Annotated in this window: 29 protein-coding genes; 16 read left to right on the top strand and 13 right to left on the bottom strand. The window is 62.5% G+C overall.

Annotated features, from left to right (window positions below):
• Window positions 1-41 precede the first annotated feature (41 nt).
• From ccmC to K3178_RS13140, 8 genes are all read left to right on the top strand, one after another.
• The gene (ccmC, locus tag K3178_RS13175) at window positions 42-764 is read left to right on the top strand and encodes a heme ABC transporter permease CcmC (protein WP_221571870.1); all 723 of its coding nucleotides are present in this window, start codon (window positions 42-44) and stop codon (window positions 762-764) included.
• A complete protein-coding gene (locus tag K3178_RS13170) occupies window positions 764-904 on the top strand; it encodes a hypothetical protein (RefSeq protein WP_221571869.1) in 141 nt (46 codons plus the stop codon). The genes ccmC and K3178_RS13170 overlap by 1 nt, the downstream gene beginning before the upstream one ends.
• A complete protein-coding gene (gene ccmE, locus K3178_RS13165; RefSeq protein ID WP_221571868.1) occupies window positions 901-1,362 on the top strand; it encodes a cytochrome c maturation protein CcmE in 462 nt (153 codons plus the stop codon). The genes K3178_RS13170 and ccmE overlap by 4 nt, the downstream gene beginning before the upstream one ends.
• Complete coding sequence (locus K3178_RS13160) at window positions 1,359-3,314, top strand: heme lyase CcmF/NrfE family subunit (protein ID WP_221571867.1); 1,956 nt, start codon at window positions 1,359-1,361, stop codon at window positions 3,312-3,314. Before ccmE ends, K3178_RS13160 begins: the two co-directional genes overlap by 4 nt.
• Complete coding sequence (locus tag K3178_RS13155) at window positions 3,311-3,838, top strand: DsbE family thiol:disulfide interchange protein (RefSeq protein ID WP_221571866.1); 528 nt, start codon at window positions 3,311-3,313, stop codon at window positions 3,836-3,838. The genes K3178_RS13160 and K3178_RS13155 overlap by 4 nt, the downstream gene beginning before the upstream one ends.
• On the top strand, window positions 3,835-4,239 hold the full coding sequence (locus K3178_RS13150; protein ID WP_221571865.1) for a cytochrome c-type biogenesis protein: 405 nt from the start codon (window positions 3,835-3,837) through the stop codon (window positions 4,237-4,239). The genes K3178_RS13155 and K3178_RS13150 overlap by 4 nt, the downstream gene beginning before the upstream one ends.
• Window positions 4,236-4,871, top strand: a complete 636-nt coding sequence (locus K3178_RS13145) for a tetratricopeptide repeat protein (RefSeq protein WP_221571864.1) — start codon at window positions 4,236-4,238, stop codon at window positions 4,869-4,871. The genes K3178_RS13150 and K3178_RS13145 overlap by 4 nt, the downstream gene beginning before the upstream one ends.
• Window positions 4,872-4,992: 121 nt before the next feature.
• Entirely contained in the window at window positions 4,993-6,924 is a 1,932-nt protein-coding gene (locus K3178_RS13140) for a potassium transporter Kup (protein ID WP_221571863.1), read from the top strand.
• Between the two features lie 9 nt (window positions 6,925-6,933).
• On the opposite strand, the gene K3178_RS13135 is transcribed toward K3178_RS13140, so the two are convergent.
• Together K3178_RS13135 and K3178_RS13130 are read right to left on the bottom strand one after the other, a co-directional pair.
• Window positions 6,934-7,368, bottom strand: coding sequence for a GNAT family N-acetyltransferase (locus K3178_RS13135; RefSeq protein ID WP_221571862.1), 435 nt, complete (start codon window positions 7,366-7,368; stop codon window positions 6,934-6,936).
• Window positions 7,369-7,417: 49 nt separating this feature from the next.
• Window positions 7,418-7,891 (bottom strand): GNAT family N-acetyltransferase, encoded by a 474-nt coding sequence (locus K3178_RS13130; RefSeq protein WP_221571861.1) that lies wholly within the window; start codon window positions 7,889-7,891, stop codon window positions 7,418-7,420.
• 83 nt (window positions 7,892-7,974) lie between these two features.
• Between K3178_RS13130 and K3178_RS13125 the strand changes: the two genes are divergently transcribed.
• Window positions 7,975-8,481, top strand: coding sequence for a hypothetical protein (locus K3178_RS13125; RefSeq protein WP_221571860.1), 507 nt, complete (start codon window positions 7,975-7,977; stop codon window positions 8,479-8,481).
• Here K3178_RS13125 and K3178_RS13120 read toward each other — a convergent pair whose 3' ends face one another.
• Genes K3178_RS13120 through K3178_RS13100 form a run of 5 tightly spaced genes read right to left on the bottom strand, consistent with a single transcriptional unit; the run spans window position 8,482 to window position 13,772 of the window.
• A complete protein-coding gene (locus K3178_RS13120) occupies window positions 8,482-9,129 on the bottom strand; it encodes an inner membrane-spanning protein YciB (RefSeq protein WP_221571859.1) in 648 nt (215 codons plus the stop codon).
• Window positions 9,129-10,052: a signal recognition particle-docking protein FtsY gene (gene ftsY, locus K3178_RS13115; RefSeq protein ID WP_221571858.1), complete on the bottom strand. Its 924-nt coding sequence runs from the start codon at window positions 10,050-10,052 to the stop codon at window positions 9,129-9,131. Before ftsY ends, K3178_RS13120 begins: the two co-directional genes overlap by 1 nt.
• Window positions 10,049-11,251, bottom strand: a complete 1,203-nt coding sequence (gene mtaB, locus K3178_RS13110) for a tRNA (N(6)-L-threonylcarbamoyladenosine(37)-C(2))-methylthiotransferase MtaB (protein ID WP_247713785.1) — start codon at window positions 11,249-11,251, stop codon at window positions 10,049-10,051. Before mtaB ends, ftsY begins: the two co-directional genes overlap by 4 nt.
• Window positions 11,233-12,042: a diaminopimelate epimerase gene (gene dapF / locus K3178_RS13105; RefSeq protein ID WP_221571856.1), complete on the bottom strand. Its 810-nt coding sequence runs from the start codon at window positions 12,040-12,042 to the stop codon at window positions 11,233-11,235. Before dapF ends, mtaB begins: the two co-directional genes overlap by 19 nt.
• Before the next feature lie 41 nt (window positions 12,043-12,083).
• A complete protein-coding gene (locus tag K3178_RS13100) occupies window positions 12,084-13,772 on the bottom strand; it encodes a putative bifunctional diguanylate cyclase/phosphodiesterase (RefSeq protein WP_247713784.1) in 1,689 nt (562 codons plus the stop codon).
• A gap of 150 nt (window positions 13,773-13,922) precedes the next feature.
• On the opposite strand from K3178_RS13100, the gene K3178_RS13095 reads away from it, so the two are divergent.
• Window positions 13,923-14,333, top strand: coding sequence for an EVE domain-containing protein (locus K3178_RS13095; protein ID WP_221571855.1), 411 nt, complete (start codon window positions 13,923-13,925; stop codon window positions 14,331-14,333).
• Window positions 14,334-14,451: 118 nt separating this feature from the next.
• A complete protein-coding gene (locus K3178_RS13090; protein WP_221571854.1) occupies window positions 14,452-14,634 on the top strand; it encodes a CsbD family protein in 183 nt (60 codons plus the stop codon).
• A gap of 73 nt (window positions 14,635-14,707) precedes the next feature.
• On the opposite strand, the gene K3178_RS13085 is transcribed toward K3178_RS13090, so the two are convergent.
• Window positions 14,708-16,375: a thiamine pyrophosphate-binding protein gene (locus K3178_RS13085; protein WP_221571853.1), complete on the bottom strand. Its 1,668-nt coding sequence runs from the start codon at window positions 16,373-16,375 to the stop codon at window positions 14,708-14,710.
• A 149-nt stretch (window positions 16,376-16,524) separates the two neighbouring features.
• Here K3178_RS13085 and K3178_RS13080 point away from each other — a divergent pair, with 149 nt between their 5' ends.
• On the top strand, window positions 16,525-16,719 hold the full coding sequence (locus K3178_RS13080) for a hypothetical protein (protein ID WP_221571852.1): 195 nt from the start codon (window positions 16,525-16,527) through the stop codon (window positions 16,717-16,719).
• A gap of 15 nt (window positions 16,720-16,734) precedes the next feature.
• On the opposite strand, the gene K3178_RS13075 is transcribed toward K3178_RS13080, so the two are convergent.
• Window positions 16,735-18,084, bottom strand: coding sequence for an MFS transporter (locus K3178_RS13075; RefSeq protein ID WP_221571851.1), 1,350 nt, complete (start codon window positions 18,082-18,084; stop codon window positions 16,735-16,737).
• A 117-nt stretch (window positions 18,085-18,201) separates the two neighbouring features.
• Here K3178_RS13075 and pgsA point away from each other — a divergent pair, with 117 nt between their 5' ends.
• Both pgsA and K3178_RS13065 read left to right on the top strand, forming a co-directional pair.
• The gene (gene pgsA, locus K3178_RS13070) at window positions 18,202-18,795 is read left to right on the top strand and encodes a CDP-diacylglycerol--glycerol-3-phosphate 3-phosphatidyltransferase (RefSeq protein ID WP_221571850.1); all 594 of its coding nucleotides are present in this window, start codon (window positions 18,202-18,204) and stop codon (window positions 18,793-18,795) included.
• Window positions 18,796-18,898: 103 nt separating this feature from the next.
• Window positions 18,899-19,147 (top strand): hypothetical protein, encoded by a 249-nt coding sequence (locus tag K3178_RS13065; RefSeq protein WP_221571849.1) that lies wholly within the window; start codon window positions 18,899-18,901, stop codon window positions 19,145-19,147.
• Here the strand turns inward: K3178_RS13065 and K3178_RS13060 are convergent.
• Both K3178_RS13060 and rnd read right to left on the bottom strand, forming a co-directional pair.
• Window positions 19,144-20,040: a hydrogen peroxide-inducible genes activator gene (locus K3178_RS13060; RefSeq protein ID WP_221571848.1), complete on the bottom strand. Its 897-nt coding sequence runs from the start codon at window positions 20,038-20,040 to the stop codon at window positions 19,144-19,146. The two genes, K3178_RS13065 and K3178_RS13060, sit on opposite strands and share 4 nt — an antisense overlap.
• On the bottom strand, window positions 20,037-21,263 hold the full coding sequence (gene rnd, locus K3178_RS13055) for a ribonuclease D (RefSeq protein WP_221571847.1): 1,227 nt from the start codon (window positions 21,261-21,263) through the stop codon (window positions 20,037-20,039). The genes K3178_RS13060 and rnd overlap by 4 nt, the downstream gene beginning before the upstream one ends.
• A 158-nt stretch (window positions 21,264-21,421) precedes the next feature.
• Between rnd and aspS the strand changes: the two genes are divergently transcribed.
• Window positions 21,422-23,239: an aspartate--tRNA ligase gene (gene aspS / locus K3178_RS13050; protein WP_221571846.1), complete on the top strand. Its 1,818-nt coding sequence runs from the start codon at window positions 21,422-21,424 to the stop codon at window positions 23,237-23,239.
• 59 nt (window positions 23,240-23,298) lie between these two features.
• On the opposite strand, the gene K3178_RS13045 is transcribed toward aspS, so the two are convergent.
• Window positions 23,299-23,730, bottom strand: a complete 432-nt coding sequence (locus tag K3178_RS13045; protein ID WP_221571845.1) for a ferritin-like domain-containing protein — start codon at window positions 23,728-23,730, stop codon at window positions 23,299-23,301.
• A 110-nt stretch (window positions 23,731-23,840) separates the two neighbouring features.
• Complete coding sequence (locus tag K3178_RS13040) at window positions 23,841-25,811, bottom strand: serine hydrolase domain-containing protein (RefSeq protein ID WP_221571844.1); 1,971 nt, start codon at window positions 25,809-25,811, stop codon at window positions 23,841-23,843.
• Window positions 25,812-25,973: 162 nt separating this feature from the next.
• On the opposite strand from K3178_RS13040, the gene K3178_RS13035 reads away from it, so the two are divergent.
• On the top strand, window positions 25,974-26,210 hold the full coding sequence (locus K3178_RS13035; protein WP_006834437.1) for an acyl carrier protein: 237 nt from the start codon (window positions 25,974-25,976) through the stop codon (window positions 26,208-26,210).
• Window positions 26,211-26,307: the final 97 nt, after the last annotated feature.

Raw genomic sequence — 26,307 nt, 5'->3', positions numbered from 1 at the left:
CAGGGGCGAGGGCTGCAATAGGCTGACCCACGGCTTTCACCATGCACGGTTTCGCTAATCCCAAACGGTTCCTCGCGCTGGCAGGCTGGCTGACGCCGCTTCTGCTTGTGAGCGGACTTGTTCTCACCGCAGGCGCGTTGGTGTGGGGCTTCACGCAGGTCCCGCCCGACCGGTTGATGGGCGAGACGGTGCGCATCCTTTTCATCCACGTGCCCACCGCCTGGCTGGGCATGGGCGGCTGGACCGCGATCGCGGTATCGAGCCTCGTTTTCCTTGTCTGGCGCCACCCGTTGGCGGCAATCGCCGCGCGCGGAGCGGCTGTGCCCGGTCTCGTTTTCACATTGATCTGCCTTGCAACCGGCTCGATATGGGGCCGCCCGACATGGGGGACATGGTGGGTTTGGGACGGTCGGCTGACTTCGATGCTGGTCCTTGCGTTTCTCTATGTCGCCTATATCGCACTGGGCCAGGCCGCCGAGCGCGAGGGTGTCTCGGCCCGCATTCCCGCCATTTTCGGCCTTCTCGGCGCAATCAACATCCCCATTATCAACCGCAGCGTGGTGTGGTGGAACTCGCTCCACCAGCCCCCCAGCATTACCATGGGCAAGAGCGCAATCGACGGCATCTTCCTGATGCCACTGATGGTGGCAGTGATCGGTTTCTCGCTCATTTTCGGCGGTGTGGTGCTGGCCCGGATGCGCGCGCTCCTGGCCGATATTCAGGCGGAAGCACGCCTGCGCCGCCGTGCGATGGAAGCCGACTGATGAGAGAAGCGCTCGACCAGTGGACCTTCGTTTATGCGGCTTACGCCATCGGTGTGGGCGGCACGCTTGCCATGATTGCGTGGAGCTGGCTGGCCATGAAGCGCGCAGAAAAGCGCCGCGAAAAGGCACGCGCCAAATGAAGGCGAAACACCAGCGCCTCGTCCTCGTGCTGCTCGCGCTCGCCGCGCTGTTCGGCGCGGTGCTGCTGGCGATCTACGCCTTGCGCAACCAGGCGAGCTATTTTTACCTGCCCGAGCAGATGGAGGCCTCGCCGCCCGCAGTCGGGCAGGCGGTCCGTCTAGGCGGCATGGTCGCCCCCGGTTCGCTCGAGACCCTATCCGACGGGATCACGGTGACCTTCACCGTCACCGGTCGCGAGGATTCGGCCGTGCCGGTTCGCTACACAGGTATTCTTCCCGACCTGTTTGTCGAGGGTTCGGGCGTGGTAGCTGAAGGCAGGCTAGACGCGGGCGGCACCTTCATTGCCGACAACCTCTTGGCCAAGCATGACGAGAATTACGTTCCGCGCGAACTCGAAGGCATGAGCGAGCACCAGGCCGCAAAGATGGCCGAAGACACGACGGTCGGCCTCGAATGATTGCCGAACTCGGTCTTGCCGCGCTGTGGCTGGCCGCAGCGCTGGCGGCCCTGCAGCTCTTGGGCGGTATCCTCGCCCTGCGCGGAGGGACCGAAAGTGACATAGCCGGCCTCACGCGTCCTGCTGCCATCCTGCAGGGAGGACTGGTAGCGCTTTCTTTCGGCGCGTTGCTGTGGGTTTTCGCCATCACCGATCTGTCGGTGAAGCTGGTGGCAACGAATTCGCACACGATGAAGCCGCTGATTTTCAAGATCTCGGGCGCCTGGGGTAATCACGAAGGCTCTATGCTGCTGTGGGTGACGGTGATGGCACTTGCGGGCGCATTGATCGCGGGAATTGAACGCCGCCTGCCAGAGCGCACCATGCAGGCCACACTAGCTGCGCAGGGTTTCGTGGCGCTGGGATTTTATGCTTTCCTGCTGCTGAGTTCGAATCCCTTCGAGCGCCTCCCTCAACCGGCGACCGAGGGGATGGGCCTTAATCCGCTGCTGCAGGATATCGGCCTCGCGCTTCATCCGCCGACGCTCTATTTCGGCTATGTCGGCCTTTCGGTGGCTTTCAGCTTTGCGGTCGGCGCGCTGCTGACCCGGCAGGTCACTCCCGATTTCGCCCGCGCGATGCGGCCATGGATCCTCGGCGCGTGGGTGTTCCTCACATTGGGGATCACTGCAGGCAGCTACTGGGCCTATTATGAGCTCGGCTGGGGCGGATATTGGTTCTGGGACCCGGTCGAGAACGCTTCGCTGATGCCGTGGCTTGCGGCCACCGCGCTGCTGCACTCGGCCAGCGTACTTGCGAGCCGTGACGCGCTGCGCGTGTGGACGATCATGCTGGGCGTGGTCGCTTTCTCGATGTCGATGCTCGGCACCTTCCTCGTGCGCTCGGGTATCCTGACCAGCGTCCATGCCTTTGCCGTCGATCCGGAACGCGGCAGCTTCATCCTGTTCCTCCTCGCCATCTATATCGGCGGAGCTTTGCTACTGTTCGCCCTGCGCGCAGGCGCAATCAACGAGGGCGAGCGCTTTTCGGTGGCCAGCCGCGAGGGGGCGCTCGTGGTCAACAATGTCATGCTGAGCGCCATCCTCGCCGTGGTGCTGCTCGGAACCCTCTATCCGCTGCTGACCGAGGCATTCGACGTACGCGTTTCGGTGGGCCCGCCCTATTTCAACCCGGTCGGCGCCATTTTCGCCTTTCCGATGCTCGCGGTAATGGCGGTCGGACCTCTGCTGCGCTGGCGCAAGGACGGCTTCGGACGGATTTCCAAGGAGATCGCGCTGGTGGCGGCATTCCTGCTGGCGGGCATCGTCCTTTTGGGCCTGCTGTTCGGCCTCGCGATCCTGCCGCTGCTCGGCTTGTCGTTTGCAATTGCCCTCGCTGTCGCGAGTTTCCTCCCGCTGAGAGGCCGCAAATTGCGAAGGGTGCCTATCGAGACATGGGGCATGGTGGTTGCGCATTTCGGCCTCGCTATCTCACTTTTCGGCATGGCGAGCGAAAGCGCCTTTACCGAGGAGCACCTTGCAGCTCTCGAAGAAGGTGGCGCAACCAGCGTTGGTCCCTGGCAGGTCCGGCTTGAGGCGGTCGAACCGGTCGCCGGACCGAACTGGACCGCGATCGCGGGGCGCATGGCCGTTTCCTATGAGGGGGGCGAGCCGCAAACTATTGCGCCGCAATCGCGTAATTTCTGGGCACCTCCGCAGCAGACCACGGAAAGTGTTCTCGTCACGCGTTGGAACGGCCAGCTTTATGCCGTGATGGGCGCCGACAATCGCGGTGGACGTTACCAGTTGAGGCTGTGGTGGAAGCCGTTCGTGACCTTCATCTGGTACGGCGGCCTGATCATCGCGCTGGGCGGCATCCTGGCGATCATCGGGCGGGTGCGCGGTGACCTGAAGCGCCGGATCGTGCGGCGCAAGGTCGCCGAGCGTCGGGCGGAAGCGGAGGCCTTGGCATGAGCTGGCGCTTGTGGCTCCCCTTCATGGTGTTTTTCGGCTTCCTCGGCCTTGCGGCCTACCAGCTCAGCCAGCCGCGCGACGAGTTCGTGAAAAGCGCGATGGTAGGGCAAGAGCTGCCCTATTTCACCTTGCCCGCCGCAGTTCCTGACCTTCCGGGCGCCAACAGCGAGGATTTCGCCGACGGCAAGCCCAAACTCCTCAACATCTGGGCAAGCTGGTGCCTGCCTTGCATCGCCGAGGCGCCGCAACTCGAAGCCCTGAAGGACGAGGGGGTCGAAATCGTGGGCGTGGCGATCCGGGACAAGCCTGAAGATATTGCGCGCTTCCTGTCCGACCACGGCAATCCCTATACCCGTATCGGGCGCGACGACTTGTCCGAGGTCCAGCTTGGCATTGGCTCTTCGGGTGTACCGGAAACCTTCGTGATCGATGGCAAGGGGCGCATCGCCTACCAGCATATCGGCGACATCCGGGCAGAGCATGTGCCGATATTGCTCGAAGAGTTGCGAAAGGCCGGGCGATGAGGGCGCTTTTCGCTTTCCTGATGGCTCTTGTAGCCCTCCCGCTTGCGGCGCAAAACGACATTCCGCCTGCACCCTATGCTTATCGCCAGCTCGACGATCCGGCGCAGGAGGCCGCGGCGCAAGACCTTATGGAGACGCTGCGCTGCCTCAAGTGCCAGTCGCAGTCGATTGCCGATAGCGATGCCTCCATGGCGGGCGACATGCGCCACCAGGTCCGCATCCGGATCGCCGCGGGCGAGGAGCCCGAAGACATTCGCCGCTGGCTGATGGACCGGTACGGCGACTATGTGAGCTACGAACCGGTGATGAGCGCCACTACCTGGCCGCTTTTCGCCATTCCTGTGCTGCTGGCCCTTATCGCGGCCCTGCTGTTCTGGCGCCGCTTCCGGAGGCGCGCATGAGCTGGCTGCCCATCGTTGTACTGGCCGCCATCACTTTCGTTGTCGCAGCTTTCCTTCTGCGCGTCGGTCGTGGGGGCTGGACGATACTCGGCGCGACCTTGCTTTTCGGTCTTGCCGGCTATGCGCTGCAGGGTTCGCCCGGCCAGCCCGCTGCGCCGGGAGAAGCGATGCAGGAAGAGCCTATCGATGGCGAACTGCTGGTCGAAGCGCGGCGCGAATTCTTCGACACCTCGCAATTCCCCTCGCGCTGGATCGTAACGGGGGACAGCTACCTGCGTCGGGGCGATTTCGAGCGGGCTTCGGGTTTCTATCGCAACGCGGTCGAGGAGAACCCGCAGGACACCGAGGCGTGGCTCGGTCTTGGTATTGCGCTGGTCGAGCATGCCGATGGACAGCTTACCCCTGCCGCGCTCCACGCCTTCGAGAAAGCACAGGCGCTGGAAGAGGAAAACGGCGGTCCGCGCTATTTTCTCGGGTTTGCGTGGCTCCGCGCAGGAGAGGCCGAGCGGACATTCGAGTTGTGGCGCGAAGCTCTGCTGGCTGCGCCCGAGGATGCTCCATGGCGCGAGTCGCTGGCGCTGCGCCTCATGCGTCTCGAGTCGATGATGCGGCCGGCCGACGCTGCGGAATAGGTCGGATTGCACCCATATATTGCGGTGCTCCCTCCATGGTGCTAAGCGCCGCCACCTTGCACGGGGGTCGCGCTCCCGAGAGCCAAGGTTTTGACCCCATGCGTCAGGTAACACTCCACATATGACCGAGGCGACTACGCCTGAATCGACGCCCGCTCAGGGCGAAGCGAACTCCCATGGCCATGGCGCGTCCAAGGCTGCTCTCGCCGTAGGTGCGATCGGTATCGTCTTCGGCGATATCGGTACCAGCCCGCTTTACGCCTTTCGCGAGACCTTCGCAGGCGCGGCCAATATCGCCATCGATCGCATGCACGTGCTTGGCGTGGTCAGCCTGATCTTCTGGTCGATGGTGATCGTGGTGGCGCTACAATATGTCACCATCCTGATGCGTGCGGACAACAAGGGGCAGGGCGGAAGCCTCGCGCTCGTCGCGCTGCTGAGCCGCCACATGGGCCAGTCCAAATACGCCTGGCTGGTCGTGCTGCTGGGCGTCTTCGCCACTTCGCTATTCTATGGCGACAGCATGATTACGCCTGCGATTTCCGTCCTCTCGGCGGTCGAGGGCCTGACCGTGGTAAATCACACGCTAGATCCCATGGTTATACCCATCGCGCTAGTCCTGCTGGTGATCCTGTTCGTCCTCCAGAGTCGCGGAACGGCGAAGGTCGGTGCCTTGTTTGCGCCCGTGATGATCGTCTGGTTCCTGACGCTGGCGGGACTGGGGCTCAACCAGATCATCCACAACCCCGATATCCTCTGGGCGCTCAACCCTTATTACGCGGTAATGTTCTTCGTCACCGACGGTTTCGTCGCCTTCCTCGCGATGGGCGCGGTGGTGCTGGCGGTGACGGGTTCGGAAGCGCTCTATTCGGATATGGGGCATTTCGGCCGCGGGCCGATGCGGCTTTCGTGGTTCGGCTTCGTGATGCCGTGCCTGCTGCTGAACTATTTCGGCCAGGGCGCCATGATTGCGGGCCTCCCGCCGGAACAGGCGGCCGCAGTCGTGCAGAGCCCCTTCTTCCTGCTCGCCAGCGAAGAGTTCCGCCTGCCGCTCGTCATCCTCGCCACCGTGGCGACGTTTATCGCCAGCCAGGCAGTGATCTCGGGTGCCTTCAGCATCACCCACCAGGCGATGCAGCTTGGCTTCATGCCCCGCATGACGATCCGCCACACGAGCGAGACCGAAGCTGGCCAGATCTACATCCCGGTCATCAACTGGGCCCTGATGGTCGCGGTGATCATCCTTGTGCTGACCTTCCAGTCTTCCTCCAACCTCGCCGCCGCATATGGCATCGCGGTGACGGGCGCGGTCACTATCGACACGCTGCTGATGGGTGTGCTGTTCGTGGGCGTGTGGAAATGGAAGTGGTGGTATGCCGCGCCGGTGGTGATCTTCTTCCTGATCATCGACGGGGCCTATTTCGCGGCGAACCTGTTCAAGGTGCCGCAGGGCGGCTGGTTCCCGCTGGTCGTGGGTCTCATCGCCTTCACCCTGCTCACAACCTGGGCGCGCGGGCGCAAGCTCATGCGAGAGCGCATGCACGAGACTGCGCTGCCGATCGAGATCTTTGCCAAGAGCGCCAAGAATTCCGCCACGCGCGTGCCCGGAACCGCTATCTTCATGGCCAGCCAGACCGCCGGTGTACCAAGCGCACTCCTGCATAACATCAAGCACAACAAGGTGCTGCACGAGCGCGTGATAATCCTGACGGTGCTGATCGCGGACGCGCCCTATGTCGATGCCGACGAGCGGTGCGAGATCCACGACTTAGGCGACGGTTTCTACCGTGCGGTCCTCCATTACGGCTTCATGCAGGAGACGAACGTCCCGCAGGGTCTGAAGGAAATGGAGCGTTGTGGCGGCGAATTCGACATGATGCACACCAGCTTCTTCCTCAGCCGCCAGACCTTGCTACCGAGCAAGACGCCCGGCATGCCCATCTGGCGTGAGAAGATATTCGCGTGGATGCTACGCAATGCAGCGACGGCGATGGATTTCTTCCGTCTGCCCACCAACCGCGTGGTCGAATTGGGTAGCCAGGTCGAAATCTAGGCTGGTCGCTCAGACGGCCGACAGCTCTTTCATCAGGTAATGCGTAGAGTGTCCCTTGGGGCGCCCTTCGAGCGTGGCCATAAGCACATACCCGGCTTTCTCATAGAAGGGCCGGGCCTGCCAACTCGTGGTCTCGACAAAGGCTTTCTCGCATCCCTCGGACCGCGCAAAGCGTTCCGCTTCCTCTACGATCCGGCTCCCCAGACGCAGCGCTCGGGCATCTTCGGATAGCCAGAGCAGTTCGATATGCAGCGTGTTCCAGTAACACGTTCCCCGAAGGCCACCAGCCAGCTCTCCCGCATCGTCGGTCGCAAGGACATGAAAACGGATTTCGTCTTCGACCCTTTCGAGATCGGGAATGCTGGCAGCGTTGAATTCCATGATGCCGCGGCTGAGGCGCGCGGCATGTTCTGCGGGCGGATCGAGGCTGATCTGGACTTCCATTGCCGGGTCCTAGCGCCTATCCTCTCACTGGGTCTACATCCGATCAACGTCAGGTGAGCGGCTTCTCCATTTCCGCTCTTTCGAACGCTTGCTCGCCGATATGGACGACCTCGTGCTCGACGACGGTGAAGCCCATCTTCTCAAAGGCCGGCTGAGCCATCAGGCTGGCATGCACCCACAGGCGCGGCTCGCCCTTGTCGCGCGCCTTCCCTTCGATTGCCTCGAACATCTTGCGGAACAGGCCGCTGCCTTGGGCCCCGGGGCGGATGTAGGCGAAATCGATATAGCCTGCTTTATCGAGGCTCATGAAACCGAGCACCGCCTGGTCCTTCACGGCCATGACAATGTCCTGCCGCGCCAGGCGCTCGTCCCAGGCTTCGCCGCTACGGCGTTCGGGCACCCAAGCGGCGCGTTGGGCATCGTTATAGCGGCTCGGCCCGTTGCGGACAGCGTCGTACATTACATCGGCAAGCGTTTCGTGGTCGCCTTGCGAGGCCCACGCCAGAATCATCGTATCGGTCATGCGGACGCCGCATATCCAGCATTCGCGCCCGATCAAGACCCCGGTAGTCGGAACTACCCCGCTTATCAGACATACACAGGGGCATGTGGAAATTAATCAGCTGTTATCGTTGGTCGACCCTGTCCTTCCTGCTGGTCTGCGCGGTCGGATATGGAGCACGCGCTGCAATCGGATCGGTTTACGGGGCGGCGGAAGCGGTTGATCTGCTCAATGCCCTCTCGCGCGCGGGGCTCTATCTGGGCTCGGCCATCGCGACTGCTTCGGCGACGATTATCGCCCTAATGCTCACCCTGGTGGGGATGATCCGCCGGATGGACGAGGATTTCGACCATGCGGCATATCGGGACGTCGCCATGGTAGGGCGCCTCTCGGCGATAACCCTGATGGTATCCCTGATTCTTCTGATGGCTTTCGCTTTGCCTATCGGCGAGTTCGACGAACTGCCGCCCGCATGGTTCGCCAACGTCTACGACGGGTTGTTCGCTGGAACGGTCTTGATGGTCGGCCTGTCAGCTGCCACCGTCGTCCTGATCTACACGACCCTCATGCGTGTCATGATCAAGATCACGCCGGGGGAAAACGAGGTATGATCAAGCCGTCGGCGGCTCGTCTTCTAGAACTTCGTCGGTGTCCTCCAGCGATAGGCCGTGTTTCAGCAGCATCGGGATCTGCGTGAAGGTGAAAAGGAAGGTCAGGGGCAGGAACACCCACAACTTCGCCCAAAGCCAGCTTTCGAAGCTCATCGTGCGCACCAGCACTTCGTTCAGGCCGGCAAGCGCAACGAAGAAGAAGCCCCAATTGCGCGAAAGCTTGAGCCAGCCTTCATGCGTGACACCTTCGAATGCGGCTTCCAATAGCACCTGGAGCCATGCCCGGTCGCGCAGCCAACCTACGATGAGCACGAATCCGAACAGGAGGTAGATCGCGGTCGGCTTGAACTGGATGAAGCGCTCGTCGCGAAGCCAGATGGTTAGCGCTCCGAAGCCGACGATCAGCGTCGTGGAAAGGATCAGCATCGGGCTGACCTTGCCGAACTTCCACTTGCTGAACACCAGCGCCACCACGGCGGCGACCATGAAGGCGATGGTGCCGTAGATCACCGCAGCGATCTCGCCGAAGGTCGAGGTCTCGGGCGGCTGGTAGAACTTGTAGACGCCGAGGAATACCAGCAGCGGGCCGTAATCGACCAGCGTGTGCAGCCAGCCGGTGGGCTTTTTTTCAGGTTTGGTGTCGCTCATCAGGCAATCCCCGCAATCACGCGCGCAACCAGGTCGGGGTCGAAAGGGCGCAAATCGTCGATCTTTTCGCCCACGCCGATGGCATGGATGGGCAGGCCGTATTGCTCTGCCGCCTGTACCAGCACGCCGCCGCGCGCAGTGCCGTCGAGCTTGGTCATCACGAGGCCTGTCACACCTGCGACCTCCTTGAAAACGTCGATCTGGCTAAGTGCGTTCTGGCCGTTGGTGGCATCGAGCACCAGCACCACGTCGTGCGGTGCTTCGGGGTTGAGGCGGCCGAGAACTTTGCGGATCTTGGCCAGCTCGTCCATCAGCTCGCGCTTGTTCTGGAGGCGGCCGGCGGTGTCGACGATGAGCACGTCGGTGCCGATCTCGGTGCCTTTCTTGACCGCGTCGAACACGATGGAGGCCGGATCGCCGCCTTCGGGTCCGCGCACGATGGGCACTCCCACGCGGTCTGCCCAGGTCTGGAGCTGACCGATTGCTGCCGCTCGGAAGGTGTCGCCTGCTGCCAGCATGACGTTGTAATCGTCCTCGACGAAGAGATGCGCCAGCTTGGCGATGGTGGTGGTCTTGCCGCTGCCGTTGACGCCGATCACCAGCAGGACCTGCGGGCGCGGGAAGGCGGTGATCTCGAGCGGCTTGGCGACCGGGCGCAGGATGGCGGCGATCTCGTCTGCCACCGCCTGCTTCAGCTCGTCGGCGCTTATTTCGAGGCCGAAGCGTTTTTCTCTGAGCTTCTCGCGGATGCGCGCGGCGGCGCTTGGCCCGAGGTCGGACATGATCAGCGCATCCTCGACATCGTCGAGCGTCGCATCGTCGAGCTTGGCCTTGGTAACCGCCTCGGAGAGGTTTTCGGTCAGGCGCTCGGAGGTTTTCTTGAAGCCGCCGAACAGGCGCTCGGTCCAGCTGGGTTTGCTCATGACAGGAGATTGTCCTCGAGTGTCTTGGGCGTCACGGTGACGATGGAGCCGCGCTGCGTGCCCTCGGGCAACTTCACGCGGGCGAATTCTGGCGAATAGCCGGTCCCGTCGGCTTCGGCGAGGACTTGCGTTGGCTTATCGACGAGCGACGCCAGCCACTCTGCGCGCAGCTTCGAAACTTTGGTACGAAGTTCTGCTGCGCGGCGCTTTATCGTGGCGCGCTCGACCTGTGGCATCCGCGCTGCAGGAGTGCCGGGACGGGGCGAATAGGGGAAGATGTGGCCGTGGACGATCTGCAATTCGCGGATGATCGACAGATTGGCCTGGTGATGCTCTTCGGTCTCGGTCGGAAAGCCGGCGATGAGATCGGCACCGACGACAATATCTGGGCGACGCTGCTTGAGGCGCTGCACCAGATCTGCCGCGTCGGCGCGCAAATGCCTCCGCTTCATGCGCTTGAGGATGAGATCATGCCCGTGCTGGAGCGAAAGGTGGATGTGCGGCATGACGCGCGGCGCTGAAGCGAAGAGTTCGAACAGTTCCTCGTCCACCTCGATCCCGTCGATCGACGACATGCGGATGCGGGCGAGGGCAGGGAAGGCATCGAGGACCGCTCGCACCAGCGCACCAAGCTTGGGCTGTCCCGCAAGGTCATGGCCCCATGAGGTGACATCGACACCCGTCAGCACGACTTCCGACGCGCCAGCTTCCAGATGCGCTTCGACTTCGCGCAGAACTTCGGGAACACCGAGCGAGCGGCTTTTCCCGCGCCCCTGCGGGATGACGCAGAAAGTGCAGGCGTGGTCGCACCCGTTCTGGACAGCAACGAAGGCACGGGTGTGAAGGGCAGGGACCGGCGGCGCGGAGGCAGGAACATTCCAGGAGCGTGGATCGAGTTTCACCTCGTTTGCGATCAGCCCATCGACCTCGGGCATGGCCGCTAGCTGCTCGCGCTCGATATCGGCGGCGCAGCCGGTCACCAGCAGGCGGGCGTCGGGATTGGCTCTGCGCGCCTTGCGGATGGCCTGCCGCGTCTGCCGCACCGCCTCGCTCGTCACCGCGCAGCTGTTGACGACGACCAGATTGTCTTCGCCGGCCAGCATGGCGCGGATGCGCTCGCTCTCGGAAATATTCAGGCGGCAGCCCAGAGAGACCACTTCGGGCGATTTGACCGGGGCGTTCACGCGTAATCGTCCCATTCGAACGAGCCGCGATAGCTTTCGGTGGCAGGTCCGGTCATGCGGATGGAACCGCCAGGATGCCATGCGATATCGAGCTCGCCGCCGGGGAGGGCGACGGTCACCGGATTGTCGACCAGCTTGCGGCGGATCGCATGGATTGCCGTGGCACAGGCGCCCGTCCCGCAAGCGCGGGTCAGCCCCGCGCCGCGCTCCCACACCCGCAGGCGGATGCGGTTCCGGTTTTCGATGGTCGCGACGTTGACGTTCACGCGCTCGGGGAAGAGCGGATCGTTCTCGATCTCGGGCCCGATGCGATCGAGCGGCACGGCATCTGTATCCTCTACAAAGAAGATTACGTGCGGATTGCCGACATTCACCGCGCCCGGATCGTTCAGCGTTTCCCAGCCGACAGGCATCGAGAGCGTGTCCACGGGATAAGCCAGCGGGATCGCGTCCCAGTCGAAGCGCGGTTCGCCCATGTCCACGCTTGCTCCGTCACCGGTCGGTGACGCCGTCAGCATGCCGCCGCCCGTCTCGATCCGCGCCTCGCTTCCATGGAGCAAAGCCACGGCGCGCGTTGCATTGCCGCAGGCACCGACTTCGCCGCCGTCATGGTTGAAAATCCGCATGCGAAAGTCGGCGCCATCGCTCGGTTCGAGCAAAATCAGTTGGTCGCACCCGATGCCGGTGTTGCGATCCGCCAGCCGCGCGGCGACCTTTTCCGTGATCGTTGGTATTTCCTGCGCGCGCGCATCCAGCACGACGAAGTCGTTGCCGAGACCATGCATCTTGGTGAAGGAGACGCGCATAGGACCGCGCATCTAGGTGCTGCGATGTTTAACGTCCAGCCTTAGCCGGCGCGCTTCGCGGTATCGTCTTCGTCGGAGGTGTTTGCGAGACTGACGACATTGTCTTCGTTCGTCAGTGCCAGCTTGCCGGCCATCTCGAGCCGCTTAAGGACATCGTCGGCCGGTTCGGGGCGGCCATAGTGGTAGCCCTGGCCCTTCATGCTGCCCCAGCGGCTCAGGGCTTCGAGGACCTTTTCGTTCTCGATGCCCTCGGCAGTGATTGGCAGCTTAAGGCCGTCGCTCATCGAGACGATCGCATCGACGAGCTTGTCGCTCTGGTTCTCGTTGCTCAGTTCGGTGATGAAGCTGCGGTCGATCTTGAGCCGGTCAAACGGCAGGCTGCGCAGCTGCGAGAGGCTGGAGTATCCGGTCCCGAAGTCGTCGAGGCTGACCTTGACGCCCTGGTTGCGCAGCGAGGTGATCATCGAACGCACCATGCCGATGTTTTCGTGCAGGCAGGTTTCTGTGACTTCGATGTCGAGGCGATGCGCAGGGAAGCGGTGTTCCACCAGCATCTTGAGGATCTTCTGCGCAAACCACGGATCGCGCATCTGCACCGGCGAAATATTCACCGACAGCGTGATCTCCGGATCCCATTGCTTGGCATCCTCGAAAGCCTTCGAAATCAGGCGCTCCGAAAGATCGGCGATGACACCGATCTCTTCGGCGATGGGAATGAAGATGTCTGGGTTCACCAGCCCCATCTCGGGCGATTCCCAGCGTGCCAGCATCTCGAAGCCGACGATTTCGCCCGTATCGAGATCGATCTGCTGCTCGTAATAGGGAACGAACTCGTCGTTCTCGATGCCGCGGCGGATGCCGGCTTCGAGTTCGTTACGAAAGCGCAGTTCGTTCTCCATCGGCGCTTCGAACCAGTAGAAGCGGTTCTTGCCCTGCTTCTTGGCGTGATACATGGCGATATCCGCCTTGTGCATCAGGTCCTGCGCCGGGGTTTCGATGCTCTGTCCGTCGAGCTGGTTGGAGCCCGCGATACCGATCGACACGGTGATATCGATGGCATTGGCCTGGTGTACAACCGGGCGTGCCACGGTTTCGATCATCCGCGTGACGAGATGGTCGATGCGATCGGGCGAATGCGTGAGATAGGGTACGGCGCAGATGAACTCGTCGCCACCCAGGCGGGCCAGCTGCGCACCATCGGGCAGCAGTTTGGCAATCCGCTCGGCAGCTTCGCACAGCACCTTGTCGCCGGCGGCATGACCGTTGAGGTCGTTGACCTGCTTGAAGTTGTCGAGGTCGATCGCAATTGCGGCGATCGCGCGGTCGGGGTTCTTCTCCCCGCTGAGGAGACCCTCCAGCATCGCGGCAAAACTGCGGCGGTTGAGGCTGCCGGTAAGGTCGTCCTTGTCGGCCAGCTGGCGAGCTTCGCGCTCGGCACGTTTCTGGTGCTCGAGCTCGCCGTTCAAGGCCTTGTAGCGGTTCCAGCCGAGCAGGATGAGGGCGATGTTGAGGATCAGCGCATTCGTCAGAATTGCGTCTGGACCGTCCGCGCCGCCAAAACCATGGCGCAGCAGCGCAGGCAGGACCATGCTTGCAGTCGCCATGAACAGACCGATGGCGGCCAGAGCGATCGCCAGGGTGACAAAGTCATGGCGCTTGCGCACGGCGGGCCACACGCTCTTGCGTGCTGCTCGGTCGGTAACGGTTACTGGCTCTTGATCCTGCGCCAAGGGACCCCCCGGAGTTGTCGGCAAGCTCTAATTACGCGGCGCTGCCTAAAAACCCGTTAACTGGTTTTTCCGTTACTTGGCTCGGACTGGCCAAGCCCTCTGTCGCCCGCTACGCAGCGCCAAACCAAAGACCCTCAGGAGCGCAAAAATATGGCCCGTTACTGGCTGATGAAATCCGAACCTTTCAAATACAGCTGGGACGACCTCGTAGCCGAAAAGGAAGGCACCTGGGACGGTGTCCGCAACCACCGGGCGAAGAACAACCTTGCTGCCATGAAAGTTGGTGACCAGGCCTTCTTCTATCACTCGCGCGAGGGGCTCGAGATCGTCGGCATCTGCGAAGTAAGCGTTGCAGGGATCACCGATCCGACCGATCCCGAGGGCAAATGGGCGGCGGTAAAGGTGAAGCCGAAGACCAAGCTGCCGCATCCGGTCACGCTCAAGCAGATCAAGGCGGAGCCGCAGCTGGCCGAGTGCGAACTGGTGAAGCTGTCACGCCTTTCGGTGGCCGAAATCACGCCTGAGGAATGGTCGGTCATCTGTTCGATGGCGGGCATCTAGGCTTTACCGCTCGGGCCTAACGCTTCGCCGCAATCCACCGGAACGCCAGCTGCTTCCCGCCCGTTATCTCCCTGTAAGCGCACCACAATTGGTGCAACCAGACAGAAGGAGAGGCCCCATGGGCGAACTGACAGAAAAAATCAAAGGCAATGCCAACGAAATGAGCGGCAACACCAAGCAGGCCGTTGCAGAGATGACCGACGATGCCAGCCTCCACCAGGAAGGCGAGCGCCAGGAACGCAAGGGCGAAGCCCAGCAGTTCAAGGGTGAAATCGAAGGCGAACTCGGCAACGACATTTAACGTTAGCCGCTACGCTGAAATTCAGCGAGGAAGGGCCGTCTCCCGACATGGTAGGCGGCCCTTTCGCTTGCTGTCAACGGTTGCGGAGACCGCTGACTGTCGCGCCGCTGGCGGCGAGCTGTTCGATCTCGATCCTGGCGTGGATCAGGCGCAGGCCCGAGCGGCCTTCGGCAGCGACGAGCGCGTCCTTGAATTCCTGGGTGGTCGAGGCGCTGGCCGACCATCCACCATAGGCCGAAGCGAGGGCCGCGAAATCGGGATTGGCGAGGCGGGTGCCGCTGATGCGTTCGTCGCCCGGGAATTCGCGTTCCTGGTGCATGCGGATCGTGCCATAGGCCGAATTGTCGACCACGATCACGATCATGTTCGCATCGTGCTGGACGGCGGTCGCCAGTTCCTGCCCGTTCATCATGAAATCGCCATCGCCGGCCACGGCAACGACGGTGCGCTGCGGGAAGCGGAGAGCGGCTGCCACCGCTGCGGGAACGCCATAGCCCATCGCGCCGCAGGTCGGGGCGAGCTGGGTCGGGAAACCTTCGTAGCGCCAGTAGCGGTGCCACCATCCCGCAAAATTTCCGGCGCCGTTGCAGATGATCGTATCGGCAGGGAGCGTGTCGCGCATGAACTGGACGCACGACGCCATGTCGAGCGCATAGTCGGCGGGACGCGCGGTCGCCCAGGCTTCCCATTCGGCGTGCGCCTGCCGCCCCGCATCGAAATCGATCGCATCGCCATCGTCCCACAAGGCAGCGCTTTCGGCGAATTCGTCCATCTCGGCGCAGATCGCAAGGTCGGCGGGATAGACGCTGTTGAGCTCGTTGGGATCGGGATGGACGTGGATGAGCATGCGCTCGCCATCGACCAGCGGGGGGACGGTGTAACCGTCGGTGGTCGCCTCACCCAGCCGCGCGCCGACTGCCAGCACGAGGTCGGCATTCTTCACCCGCTCGACCAGCTTGGGGTTGGGGCCGTATCCGAGGTTGCCGGCATAGACGCGGCTCGAAGGCGAGATCGCATCCTGCCTCCGGAATGCCGTGGTGACGGGGATGCCGAGGCGCTCGGCGAAAAGCTGGAAGTATTCGCGCGCCTTGGCATTCCAGCCCGCGCCGCCGATCACCGCGATGGGCGAGGCGGCATCGGCGATGAGCGCCCTCATCGCCTGCATTGCATCGGGGCACGGCGCCTGTGCCGGGCGCTCGACCCGCTTTCGCGGTTTGGCATCGGTGTCGCGGCTCAGCATGTCTTCGGGCAGGGCGAGCACGACTGGCCCGGGGCGGCCCGAAATCGCCATGGCATAGGCGCGGGCGACGTATTCGGGGATCCTGTCCGCGCTGTCGATGCGCGCGGCCCATTTGGCGATGGGGCCGAAAAAGGCGGCGAAATCGACCTCCTGGAAGCCCTCGCGGTCGCGCATCTCGCTGTCGACGTCGCCCACGAAGAGGATCATCGGCTGCGAATCCTGCATCGCGACGTGCACGCCGATGCTGGCGTTGGTGGCACCGGGCCCGCGCGTGACGAAGGCCACGCCGGGTCGCTGGGTCATCGCCCCGTCGGCGCAGGCCATCATCGCCACCCCGCCTTCCTGGCGGCAGGTGACGAGGTCGATCGTGTCCTGCTGGCCAAGCGCGTCGAGCACCTGGAGGAAGCTTTCGCCGGGGACGGTGAAAATCCGCTCGCAGCCTTGCTCGATCAGGCAATCGACGAGCAGCTTGGCGGCGGCGGGGGTAGGGCGTGTGGTCATGGCTGGGGCGGTTAGCGCCGCGCGACCTCTCGCGCAATCGCTGCGAATTCGGTTCCCGATTATCCCCAGGATTGGAAAATGCTGTCCCGAATTGGAACGGCGCGGATTTGCGGGGAAACCAATAGTTAAAAATTCGTTAAGTAGGCATCATGAGACGCGCCCTAGTCCTCTCGAACGAAGCCGCCCGCCACTGGCTGCGGATGAGCCTGCCGCAACGCCGCCGGATGTTTGCCGACGTCCCGCAGGGCGAGGTTGTGGACTGGAAGCTGACCGCAAACGACGTGCGCGGTGTGGCAACGACCTATTTCGCGACCCTTGTCGCGGTTCTCGCCTACATTATCTGACTTAAGAACTGCGGTTCAGCCCGCTTCTGCCTCGTGCATGCCTGCTGCCCGTTCGGCGGCCAGCAACCTGCGCCCGAGCCATGCGGAAATCAGGCACATAGCCGCGCTGATCAGCACCTGCTCGACGATTGGCACTCCCGCGGCGCTCATCGCCATCGCCGCAAGCGAACCGCAAACCATTGCGCCCGAATTGACGATATTGTTCGCCGCGATCGTGCGCGAGGCCTTGTCGGGCGAGACACGCGTGGTGAGGAACGCGTAGAGCGGCACCACGAACATGCCGCCTGCCACCGCTATGCCCAGCAGGCAGAGCAGGATCACCGTTGCAAGCGGCCAGGCAAGGAAACCCGTTACATCGAGCAGCTCGGCCGGCTTGTCGGCCTCCCACAATTTGCAGACCGCGTAGAAGGCGACGACGAAGGCCCCCATCACGATCACCGATTGCGGGGCGTAGCGCGCCGAAACCTTGCCCTTGAGCAGCGCACCGACCGCCACCGAACCGATCGCCACGCCCACCGAGAACACCACGAGGAAGATGCTCGCCACCTCCTTGCTCGCCATGATCACGTTCTTGGCAAGCGGCGGGAACTGGATGAACAGCACCGCGCCGATGGTCCAGAAGAAGCTGATTGCCAGGATGGCGTAGAAGACTTCCTTGTTGTGCATCGTTTCGCGCACCAGCTTCACCGAGGCGCGCAGGATGTGCCAGTCGAGCTTTTCGACCTTGCCCTGCGGTGGGGCGGACGGAACCTGCCGTGCGACCAGATAGCCGACTATCGAGGTCAGGATGATGCCGACGGCGGCCGCCTCGACAGGAATCCAACCGGCAAGGATCGTGCCTGCAAGGATGGCGATATAGGTCCCGGCTTCCACCAGTCCCGTGCCCGCCAAAACCTCGTCCTTGCGCAAGTGCTGCGGCAGGATCGCATATTTGATCGGGCCGAGGAATGTCGACTGGATGCCGGTCATGAAGAGCGCCAGCAGCATCAGCAATACCGGCACGCTGGTTTCGATCCCGAACACGGTGACAGGCATCTCGTAGCCCTGCCAGGCCATCATCAGGCCCGCGGCACCGATGACCATCAGCAGTATCTCGAAAGCCTTTACCCTGCGGATGATGAGCGCCTTGTCGCGCATGTCGGCAAGCTGCCCGGCAAGGGCAGACAGGACGAAGAACGGCAGAATGAACAGGCCCGAGGCGACAGCTGAAAACAGCCCTTCGGCCTCTTCCGAATTATAGATCTGGTAGACGACGAACAGGACCATCGCGGTCTTGTAGAGATTGTCGTTGAAGGCGTTGAAAAGCTGCGTGACGAAGAGCGGAAGGAACCGCCTTGTGCGCAGAAGATGTGTGCTTGTGAACATGAACCCCCGGGAAGTAACCTTCCGTATGGGAACACTTGGTAGAGACATCGTAGCGGCGGACAACCCCGCTAACCGTCTTTTGCGGCGGATGGATTGTCGCTAGGGGAACCGACACAGATGCTCACACTGCCCAATACCCTCACGCTTTCGCGCATCGTGGCGATCCCGCTGCTGGCGTTCCTGCTGTGGTGGCCGGGATGGGAAGCGGGTTACCTGATGGCCTTCGCGCTTTATTGCGCGATGGGAATCACCGATTATTTCGACGGTTATCTCGCCCGCAGCAGCGGGGCGGTTTCAAAACTGGGCATTTTCCTCGATCCGATCGCCGACAAGATCATGGTCGCTTCCGTGATCCTCGTCCTGGCTGCCCAAGGCGTCCTGCGCGGGCCGTATGTCGGCGATGCGCATGTGATCGCCGGGTTGATCATTCTGGTGAGAGAGATCGCCGTTTCGGGCCTTCGCGAATTTCTCGGCGGCTTGCAGGTTTCGGTTCCGGTCAGCCGCTTGGCAAAATGGAAAACGACCTTCCAGCTTCTGGCATTGGGTTCACTCATCCTGGGGCAGGGCTTGCCCGGGTGGAATGTCATGCTGGGAGACATGAGCGCCAACGTGCCGCATACCGTTGGTCTCGTCACCTTGTGGGCCGCCGCGGTGATGACCGTTATCACCGGATGGGATTACCTGAGGGTCGGCCTGAAGCACATGGACTGAGATGCTGGCTCGCCCTTTCTGCGGTGAGCCGATGCAACGCTACGATGCAACGCTATTGCATTGGTGAACCTTTTCTTCACCATTTGCGTTCATAAAGCAGGTCATGAGTGCATCGCTTCATATGCTTCTCGCCGCACTGCTCAAGGTTGGCGGCATTGCCCTGGTCTTCAACGAAGTCCGCGGGCTGGTTCTCGCAGCGCCGGTTCTGTACGGCATGTGGACCTCGGGCGGCAGTATCATGGCAATCTGGCTGGGCATCTGTGCCTTGGGCGGTATTGCGCTGAGTGTCATCGTGCCGATCTTCGCCTACAAGAAGCTCGACAAGTTCGTGAAAGCCAAAGCTCCGGCCTAACCGGCGCGCAATTCCTCTGCCAACAACTCGAAATCGTCGCGGCGCGGGGAGTTCTTGCGCCAGATAAGCGCGATCTCGCGGCTGGCGTTCTTCGACTTTAGCGGGCGGGCGACCACTTCGGTGCCCTCCAGTATTCCCGCCTCGACCGCCATCTCCGGCAGCATCGTCAGGCCGAGACCATTGTCGACCATCTGCACCAGCGTGTGCAGGCTGGTGCCGATCATGGTGGTGGACCCGCGCAGTTCGGGCCGGTTGCAGGCCGCGAGCGCATGGTCTTTCAGGCAGTGCCCGTCCTCCAGCAGCAGAAGCCGTCCGTCATCGATCATGTCCGCCGTCACCATTGCCGGCGGGTCACGCGGATCGTCTTTCGGGAAGGCGACATAGATCGGATCGTCGGAGATATGCGCCTTGTCCACTTCGCCGGTCGAGAAGGGCAGGGCAAGCAGGACGCAATCGACCCGCCCGTGCTGGAGCGATTCGACCGCATCATGGCTGGTCTCCTCGCGCAGGAAGAGTTCGAGATCGGGGCGTTCCTTGCGCAGGCGCGGCAGAAAGCGCGGGAGCAGGAAGGGCGCGATCGTGGGGATGACGCTCATGCGAAGCTGGCCCGCGAGCGGTTTGCCCGCCGCCTGTACGAGGTCGGCCAGTTCCTCGGTCTCGCGCAGCACGCGGTGGGCTTTCTCGACCACCTGGTTGCCCAGTGCCGTAAATCGCACCACGCGGCGGCTTCGCTCGACCAGCGTCACACCGAGCAGCGATTCGAGTTCGCGAATGCCTGCCGAAAGCGTGGACTGCGAAACGAAGCTGGCCTCTGCTGCTCGCCCGAAGTGGCCGTGCTCGTGCAGCGCGACAAGATATTGCAACTGCTTGAGGGTGGGGAGGTAAGTGCTCACCCGGCTTCGGGCTCCGTGATCACCTCGTCCTGCGCAGCGGCCATCATGCCGGCGTGAACATCATCGACATGGGTCATGAGCAAGCGTCCGTCCTTGACCGCGAACGCGAGGCGCCCCTCGACCAGTTCGAGTGCGTCCTTGCCGAACACCTCGTAGCGCCAGCCCTGAAGGATCGGCAGCTTGCGGACACCGGCGGCCAGCGCTTCCATCTCGTCCGCGCGCGTCAGCAGGCGGGCGGCGACGTCGATCTCTCTCGCGCGAATCTTGAGCAGTAGCTTGAGCAGGTCCGCCACCAGCGCGCCTTCCTTGCCCAGCGGCGCGCCGCGCTTGGGCTTTTCGGGCATTTCCTCCTTGGACAGCGGCTCGGCCTTGTCGAGCACCTTCATCAGGCGCTTGCCGATGTCGTTGTCCTTCCACGCATTGGACAGGCCGCGCACCTTGGTGAGATCACCCTGCTTCTTGGGCGGATGGCTGGCGATATCGGCCAGCGTTTCGTCGCGCATGATGCGGCCGCGAGGGATGTTCTTGTGCTGCGCTTCGCTCTCGCGCCATGCGGCCAGCGCCTTCAACCGGCCGAGCACGGTCGGGTTGCGGCCGGGCGAGCGGATGCGCTTCCAGGCGCTGTCGGCATCGTTGGCGTAGTTTGCCGGGTCGGCAAGCTTGTCCATTTCCGCATCGAGCCACGCGCCGCGCCCCGTCTTGACCAGCTTGTTCAGGATCTTGGGAAATATCTTGGACAAATGCGTCACGTCGCCGATGGCATATTCGATCTGCCGGTCGGTCAGCGGACGGCGGCTCCAGTCGGTGAAGCGCGCGCCCTTGTCGATCGTGAAGCCGAGCCAGCTTTCGACGAGATTGGCATAACCGATCTGCTCGTTCTGGCTGATCGCCATCATCGCGATCTGCGTGTCGAAGATCGGGTGCGGGGTCTTGCCGGTAAAATTGTAGACGATCTCGACGTCCTGCCCGCCAGCGTGGAAGACCTTGAGGACTTCCTCGTTGTCGCACAGCAGCTCCCACAGTGGGGCAAGGTCGATTCCCTCGGCCAGCGGGTCGATTGCTGCGGCTTCTTCCTCATTGGCGATCTGCACGAGGCAGAGTTCGGGCCAATAGGTGTTCTCGCGCATGAACTCGGTGTCGACGGTGACGAAATCGCTATCCGCCAGGCGCTCGCAAAGGGCTGCCAGCGTATCGGTATCGGTAATCAGCTCGTGTATTTTCATCGTATCGTTTCTGTCATTCGGGCGGAGTACCGCCCCCGCACCTTCGCGAATCTTGACAAAAGCCCGCTGGTGCCCTGTTAGCGCGCGCGATTCCTGTTAAGGAGCAGCGCGACGCCGCGCCCTTAGCGCCATACATCCCAAAATGGAAAGAATTCCAGATGCACGCCTATCGTACCCACACCTGCGCACAGCTGACCAAGGAAAATGTCGGCGATACCGTCCGCCTATCGGGCTGGGTGCATAACAAGCGTGACCACGGCGGCGTGCTGTTCGTCGATTTGCGCGATCATTACGGCATCACCCAGATCGTTGCCGACAGTGACAGCCCCGCGCTGCCCGTACTCGAGAAGCTGCGGCTGGAATCGGTCGTCACTATCGATGGCAGCGTGAAGGCGCGCGACGAGGTGGCGGTGAACAAGAACCTGCCGACCGGCGAGATCGAGGTCTTCGCCCGCGACGTGACCGTGCAGAGCCGCGCAGACGATTTGCCGCTGATCGTCAACCAGGCGGAAGACTATCCCGAAGAAACGCGCCTCAAGTACCGTTTTGTCGACCTGCGCCGTGAGCGTGTCCATAAGAACATCATGCTGCGCAACCAGGTAATCACGAGCCTGCGCCGCCGCATGACCGACCAGGGCTTCAGCGAATTCCAGACGCCCATCCTCGGCGCATCGAGCCCCGAAGGCGCGCGCGACTATCTCGTGCCCAGCCGCCTCCACCCGGGCCGTTTCTACGCGCTTCCGCAGGCGCCGCAGATGTTCAAGCAGCTGCTGATGGTTGCCGGTTTCGACCGCTATTTCCAGATCGCGCCCTGCTTCCGCGACGAGGACCTGCGCGCCGACCGCAGTCCCGAGTTTTACCAGCTCGACTTCGAGATGAGCTTCGTGACGCAGGAAGACGTCTTTCAGGCGATCGAACCCGTCCTCGCCGGCGTGTTCGAGGAATTCGCGGACGGCAAGACCGTGACCCCCGCAGGTGAATTCCCGCGCATCCCCTATGCCGAGGCGATGCTGAAATACGGAACCGACAAGCCCGACCTGCGCAACCCGCTGCAGATCTCCGACGTCACCGACCACTTCACCACTTCGGGTTTCGGCCTGTTCGAGAAGATCGTCGGCACCGGAGGCAAGGTCCGCGTGGTCCCCGCCCCGAACACGCACGAAAAGAGCCGTAAGTTCTTCGACGAGATGAACGACTGGGCGCGCCGCGAAGGCTTCGCAGGGCTCGGTTATGTCACCCGCAAGGGCGGTGAATTCGGCGGCCCGATCGCCAAGAACCACGGCACCGAGGGCATGGAAAAGCTCTATGCCGAACTGGGCCTCGGCGAAAACGACGGCCTCTTCTTTGCTGCGGGCAAGGAAAAGGACGCTGCCAAACTGGCCGGTGCCGCGCGCACTCGCGTGGCCGAGGAACTGGGCCTGATCGAGGAAGGCTGCTTCAAGTTCTGCTGGATCGTCGATTTCCCGATGTTCGAATACGACGAGGACCTGAAGAAGGTCGATTTCAGCCACAACCCCTTCTCGATGCCGCAGGGCGAGATGGAAGCGCTGGAAACCAAGGACCCGCTCGATATTCTCGCATGGCAGTACGACATCGTCTGCAACGGCTACGAACTGTCGTCGGGCGCGATCCGGAACCACAAGCCGGAGATCATGTACAAGGCCTTCGAAATCGCCGGCTATACCCAGGAAGACGTCGACGCGAACTTCTCGGGCATGATCGAGGCATTCAAGCTCGGCGCCCCGCCGCATGGCGGCTCTGCACCGGGTATCGACCGCATCGTGATGCTGCTCGCCGACGAGCCGAACATCCGCGAAGTGATCGCTTTCCCGCTCAATCAGAAGGCGCAGGATTTGATGATGGGCGCGCCCTCGCTGGTCAGCCCGCGCCAGCTGCGCGATGTGCACATCCGCACTATCGACGCTCCGAAGCCAGAAGGCGCGGAAGCCACCCGCGTCGATCGCGCCGGAGACTGACACGAAAGAGGGCGCGGAGATGAAACTCCGCGCCCTTTTCATTTCCGCTAACCCTGTGGTTAGTCGTACTGTTTCTCGATCATATCCCCGAAGCGTTCGCCTTCGCAGATTTCGTTATAGGCCTGCTGGACTACCGCCAGTTCCGAAGCTTCGAGCTGGTTGCTCTCGATCGCTTCCTGGAACTTGTTCTTGATGTAGTCTTCGCCTTCTTCGACGCGTTCGGCAGCGGCTTCATCGTCGCTTTCGAAAGCGGAGGTGATCGACTGCCACATCTGGTGGGCTTCGCCCGTCAGCGTGCCCTTGGTCACGAGTTCGTCGCCCTGACGCTCGAGCTCTGCGTTCATCTGGCGCAGCGTGTCTTCACGCTGGCTGCAACGCTGCTGCAGGGCTTGCTTCAGCTGGGGGCTGTCCGCCTTGTCACATGCCTGGCGATAGCCCTCGACCGAATCGAACGTAGTGTCGGTGAGGCTTTTGAATACCGTAGTTGCCATGATTTTGCTTCCCTTTTTCAAAGTGTTGATACCCATATAACGGGTGGGGAAGCGGCTGGGTCCGGTGTTCTCCGCACCCAGCAACCGGTTCGGCGCACAATGGGTTTCGATCAGCTATCGGCCTCTGTGAAAACATATTCATGCTGGGCATCCATGAGGATCAGTACGCGTTTGCCTTCGCGCTCCCCGATGACCAGCGGGAGACCGAACATGCCCGGCGTGGTCATGATTAGCGAGTGTGTGCCATCGTCATTCGCCATGGTGCCGATCATCGAGCGTCCCGAGGTCACCACGCCCCAAGTCGCATCGCCATCGCGCTCGATAACGAGCGGGCCGAGATCTTCGTTCACATAGCGAGGGGCGAGGGCGGCCAGCACCTCTGCATCGCCGCGCTCGATTATATCTTCGCGGCCCTTTGCCCGCGCCTCGGCACCCAGCTTTATCGAAGCAGCGAGGTTTTCCTCCGCCTCTTCGGTTCCATCGTAGAGCACTTCGAGCAGCTTGCGCTGGAAGAGGCCGAGCAGGCCCTGACCGGTGTCGGAGTTGGTCAGCAGAACGGCAGCGACACCGTCTTCGGGAATGAACCAGAAGTTGCTCTTGTATCCGATGAGGCTGCCGCCATGGAAGTAGATGTTCTTGCCCATGCGTGCGCTTTCCATCAGCCCCATGCCGTACCAGCTCTCATCGCCGATCGGCACATAGCGCTGGCGCCGCTTGAGGAGATTTTCGGCCGAGACGAGGTCGGTCCCATCGGCCAGCGTCCCTTCGCGCAACTCATTGAGTGCATAGAGCGCCATGTCATGCGCGGTCGACCACACCCCGCCTGCCGGGCGGTAGGGGACGATCATGTTGTTCCAGTCCATCGGGGCGCGCTCGACCGGGCCGGCATAACCGCGCGCATGCGGGCGCGCCCAGTTTCCGGCCGTCGCTTCGGAGAAGTCGAAGGTCGTACGGTTCATTTCGAGCGGGTCGAAGATGCGCTCGTCCATCGCCCGGTCGAAAGCTGCGCCCACTTCCATGTCGGGATAGACGAGGTGGCCGCCGATATAGCCCGCCGCGCTCGCCATGAGGTTGTTGTACTGGAACACCTCGCCGAAGCCGCTGGTCGGCTCGGTGGCTGCAAGCTGGACGAAAGTGTCGCTGGCGGGCGTCTCGGCGCTTGTGTTGAAGACCCACTGCATGTCCTTGCGCGGCAGGCCGGTGCAGGCGCAGATCAAATGTTCGACCAGCACGCTGTCGGTGGTCTCGGCGCTGCCGAGGCGGAATTCGGGATAGAGCTCGGTGACCTTCTGGTCCCACTTGAGCTTGCCCTCGTCGGCGAGCGTCGAAAGCAGCAGCGTCGCCATACCCTTGGTGTTGGAGGCGACCATGAAGCTGGTATCCTCGTCCACCTTCTCGCTGCCGCCCAGTTCGGTGGTGCCGAGGCCGCCTTCCCAGACGATCCTGTCGCCCTGCACCAGGGCGAGGCCGACGCCCGGAATCTCAAGCCCCTCCATCGCGCGCGTCACATAATCGGTGATCTCGGCGATGCGGGCAGGAGTGAGTTCGCGTGCTTCGCGTCCGGCGAAGGTCTCGCGCTCGAAGTCTGCAGGCTTCAGAGAGCCGAAGGCCTGGCCCAGCTGCGCGCCGCGCTTGGCGATCGTGGCCATCGCGCCGCGGATGAGGACCACCGTATACTGGTCGCCCTTGCGCAATGCGATGCCCTGCAGGACCAGCTTTTCGGCGGGCGAGGTCTCGTAATTGCTGACTGTAATGTTGTCCCAACCGTCGCGCGCAGGCGGTTCCTGCGAAATCGAAACCTCGCGGTCGAATCCGGGCGCAAATTTCTCCCAAGCGGCGGCGACGGCATCCGCACCGTTGTCGATCCCGCTGATCCCCACGATTGCAGCGCTGGCATCGCCTTCCGGCGCGGTGAACACCAGCATCCCGTCGCGCGTTTCGCTCGCCCAGCCGGGCACCGGCACGATCGTCGCTCCGGTCCCGGTCGCGACAGCCTCGGGCGCGGCAGCTTCCTGCGCGAGGACCGGCAGGGGCGAGGCGGAAAGAAGCAGGGCCGATGCGACCAGAGCGAAGCGTTTCATGAAGGATACTCCCAAGTGTGTTATTGGGACAATACAATATCAGCGAATTAGGTCAATTTCGCGTAGTTCGCTGCCGGCTTTACGCTTGGCCCTTGCGCTTGGCTCTTGCCTTCATTAGGGCGAACCCCAATTTGATAACCCTGCAAAACGAGAGGGAATAGAATGAGCGATACTGCCGACCGCGTGCAGAAGATTGTCGTCGAGCATCTCGGCGTCGAGGCCGACAAGGTCACCCAGGAAGCCAGCTTCATCGACGATCTGGGCGCAGACAGCCTCGACATCGTCGAACTGGTCATGGCCTTCGAAGAAGAATTCGGCGTTGAAATCCCCGACGATGCGGCTGAGAAGATCACCACCGTCGGCGACGCGACCAAGTATATCGAAGAGCACAAGGGCTAAGCCCCAAAGCTTTTCATGACCCGCGCAGCTTGTGCGGGACCGGACAGGCCCGACCCTGATGATGGGCCGGGCCTGTTGTCTTTTGATCGGAGAATTG

Source organism: Qipengyuania sphaerica, assembly GCF_019711595.1.
GTDB lineage: Bacteria > Pseudomonadota > Alphaproteobacteria > Sphingomonadales > Sphingomonadaceae > Qipengyuania > Qipengyuania sphaerica.
Note: the sequence above shows the minus strand (reverse complement) of the source record. Positions and strands in the feature narration are given on the sequence as shown.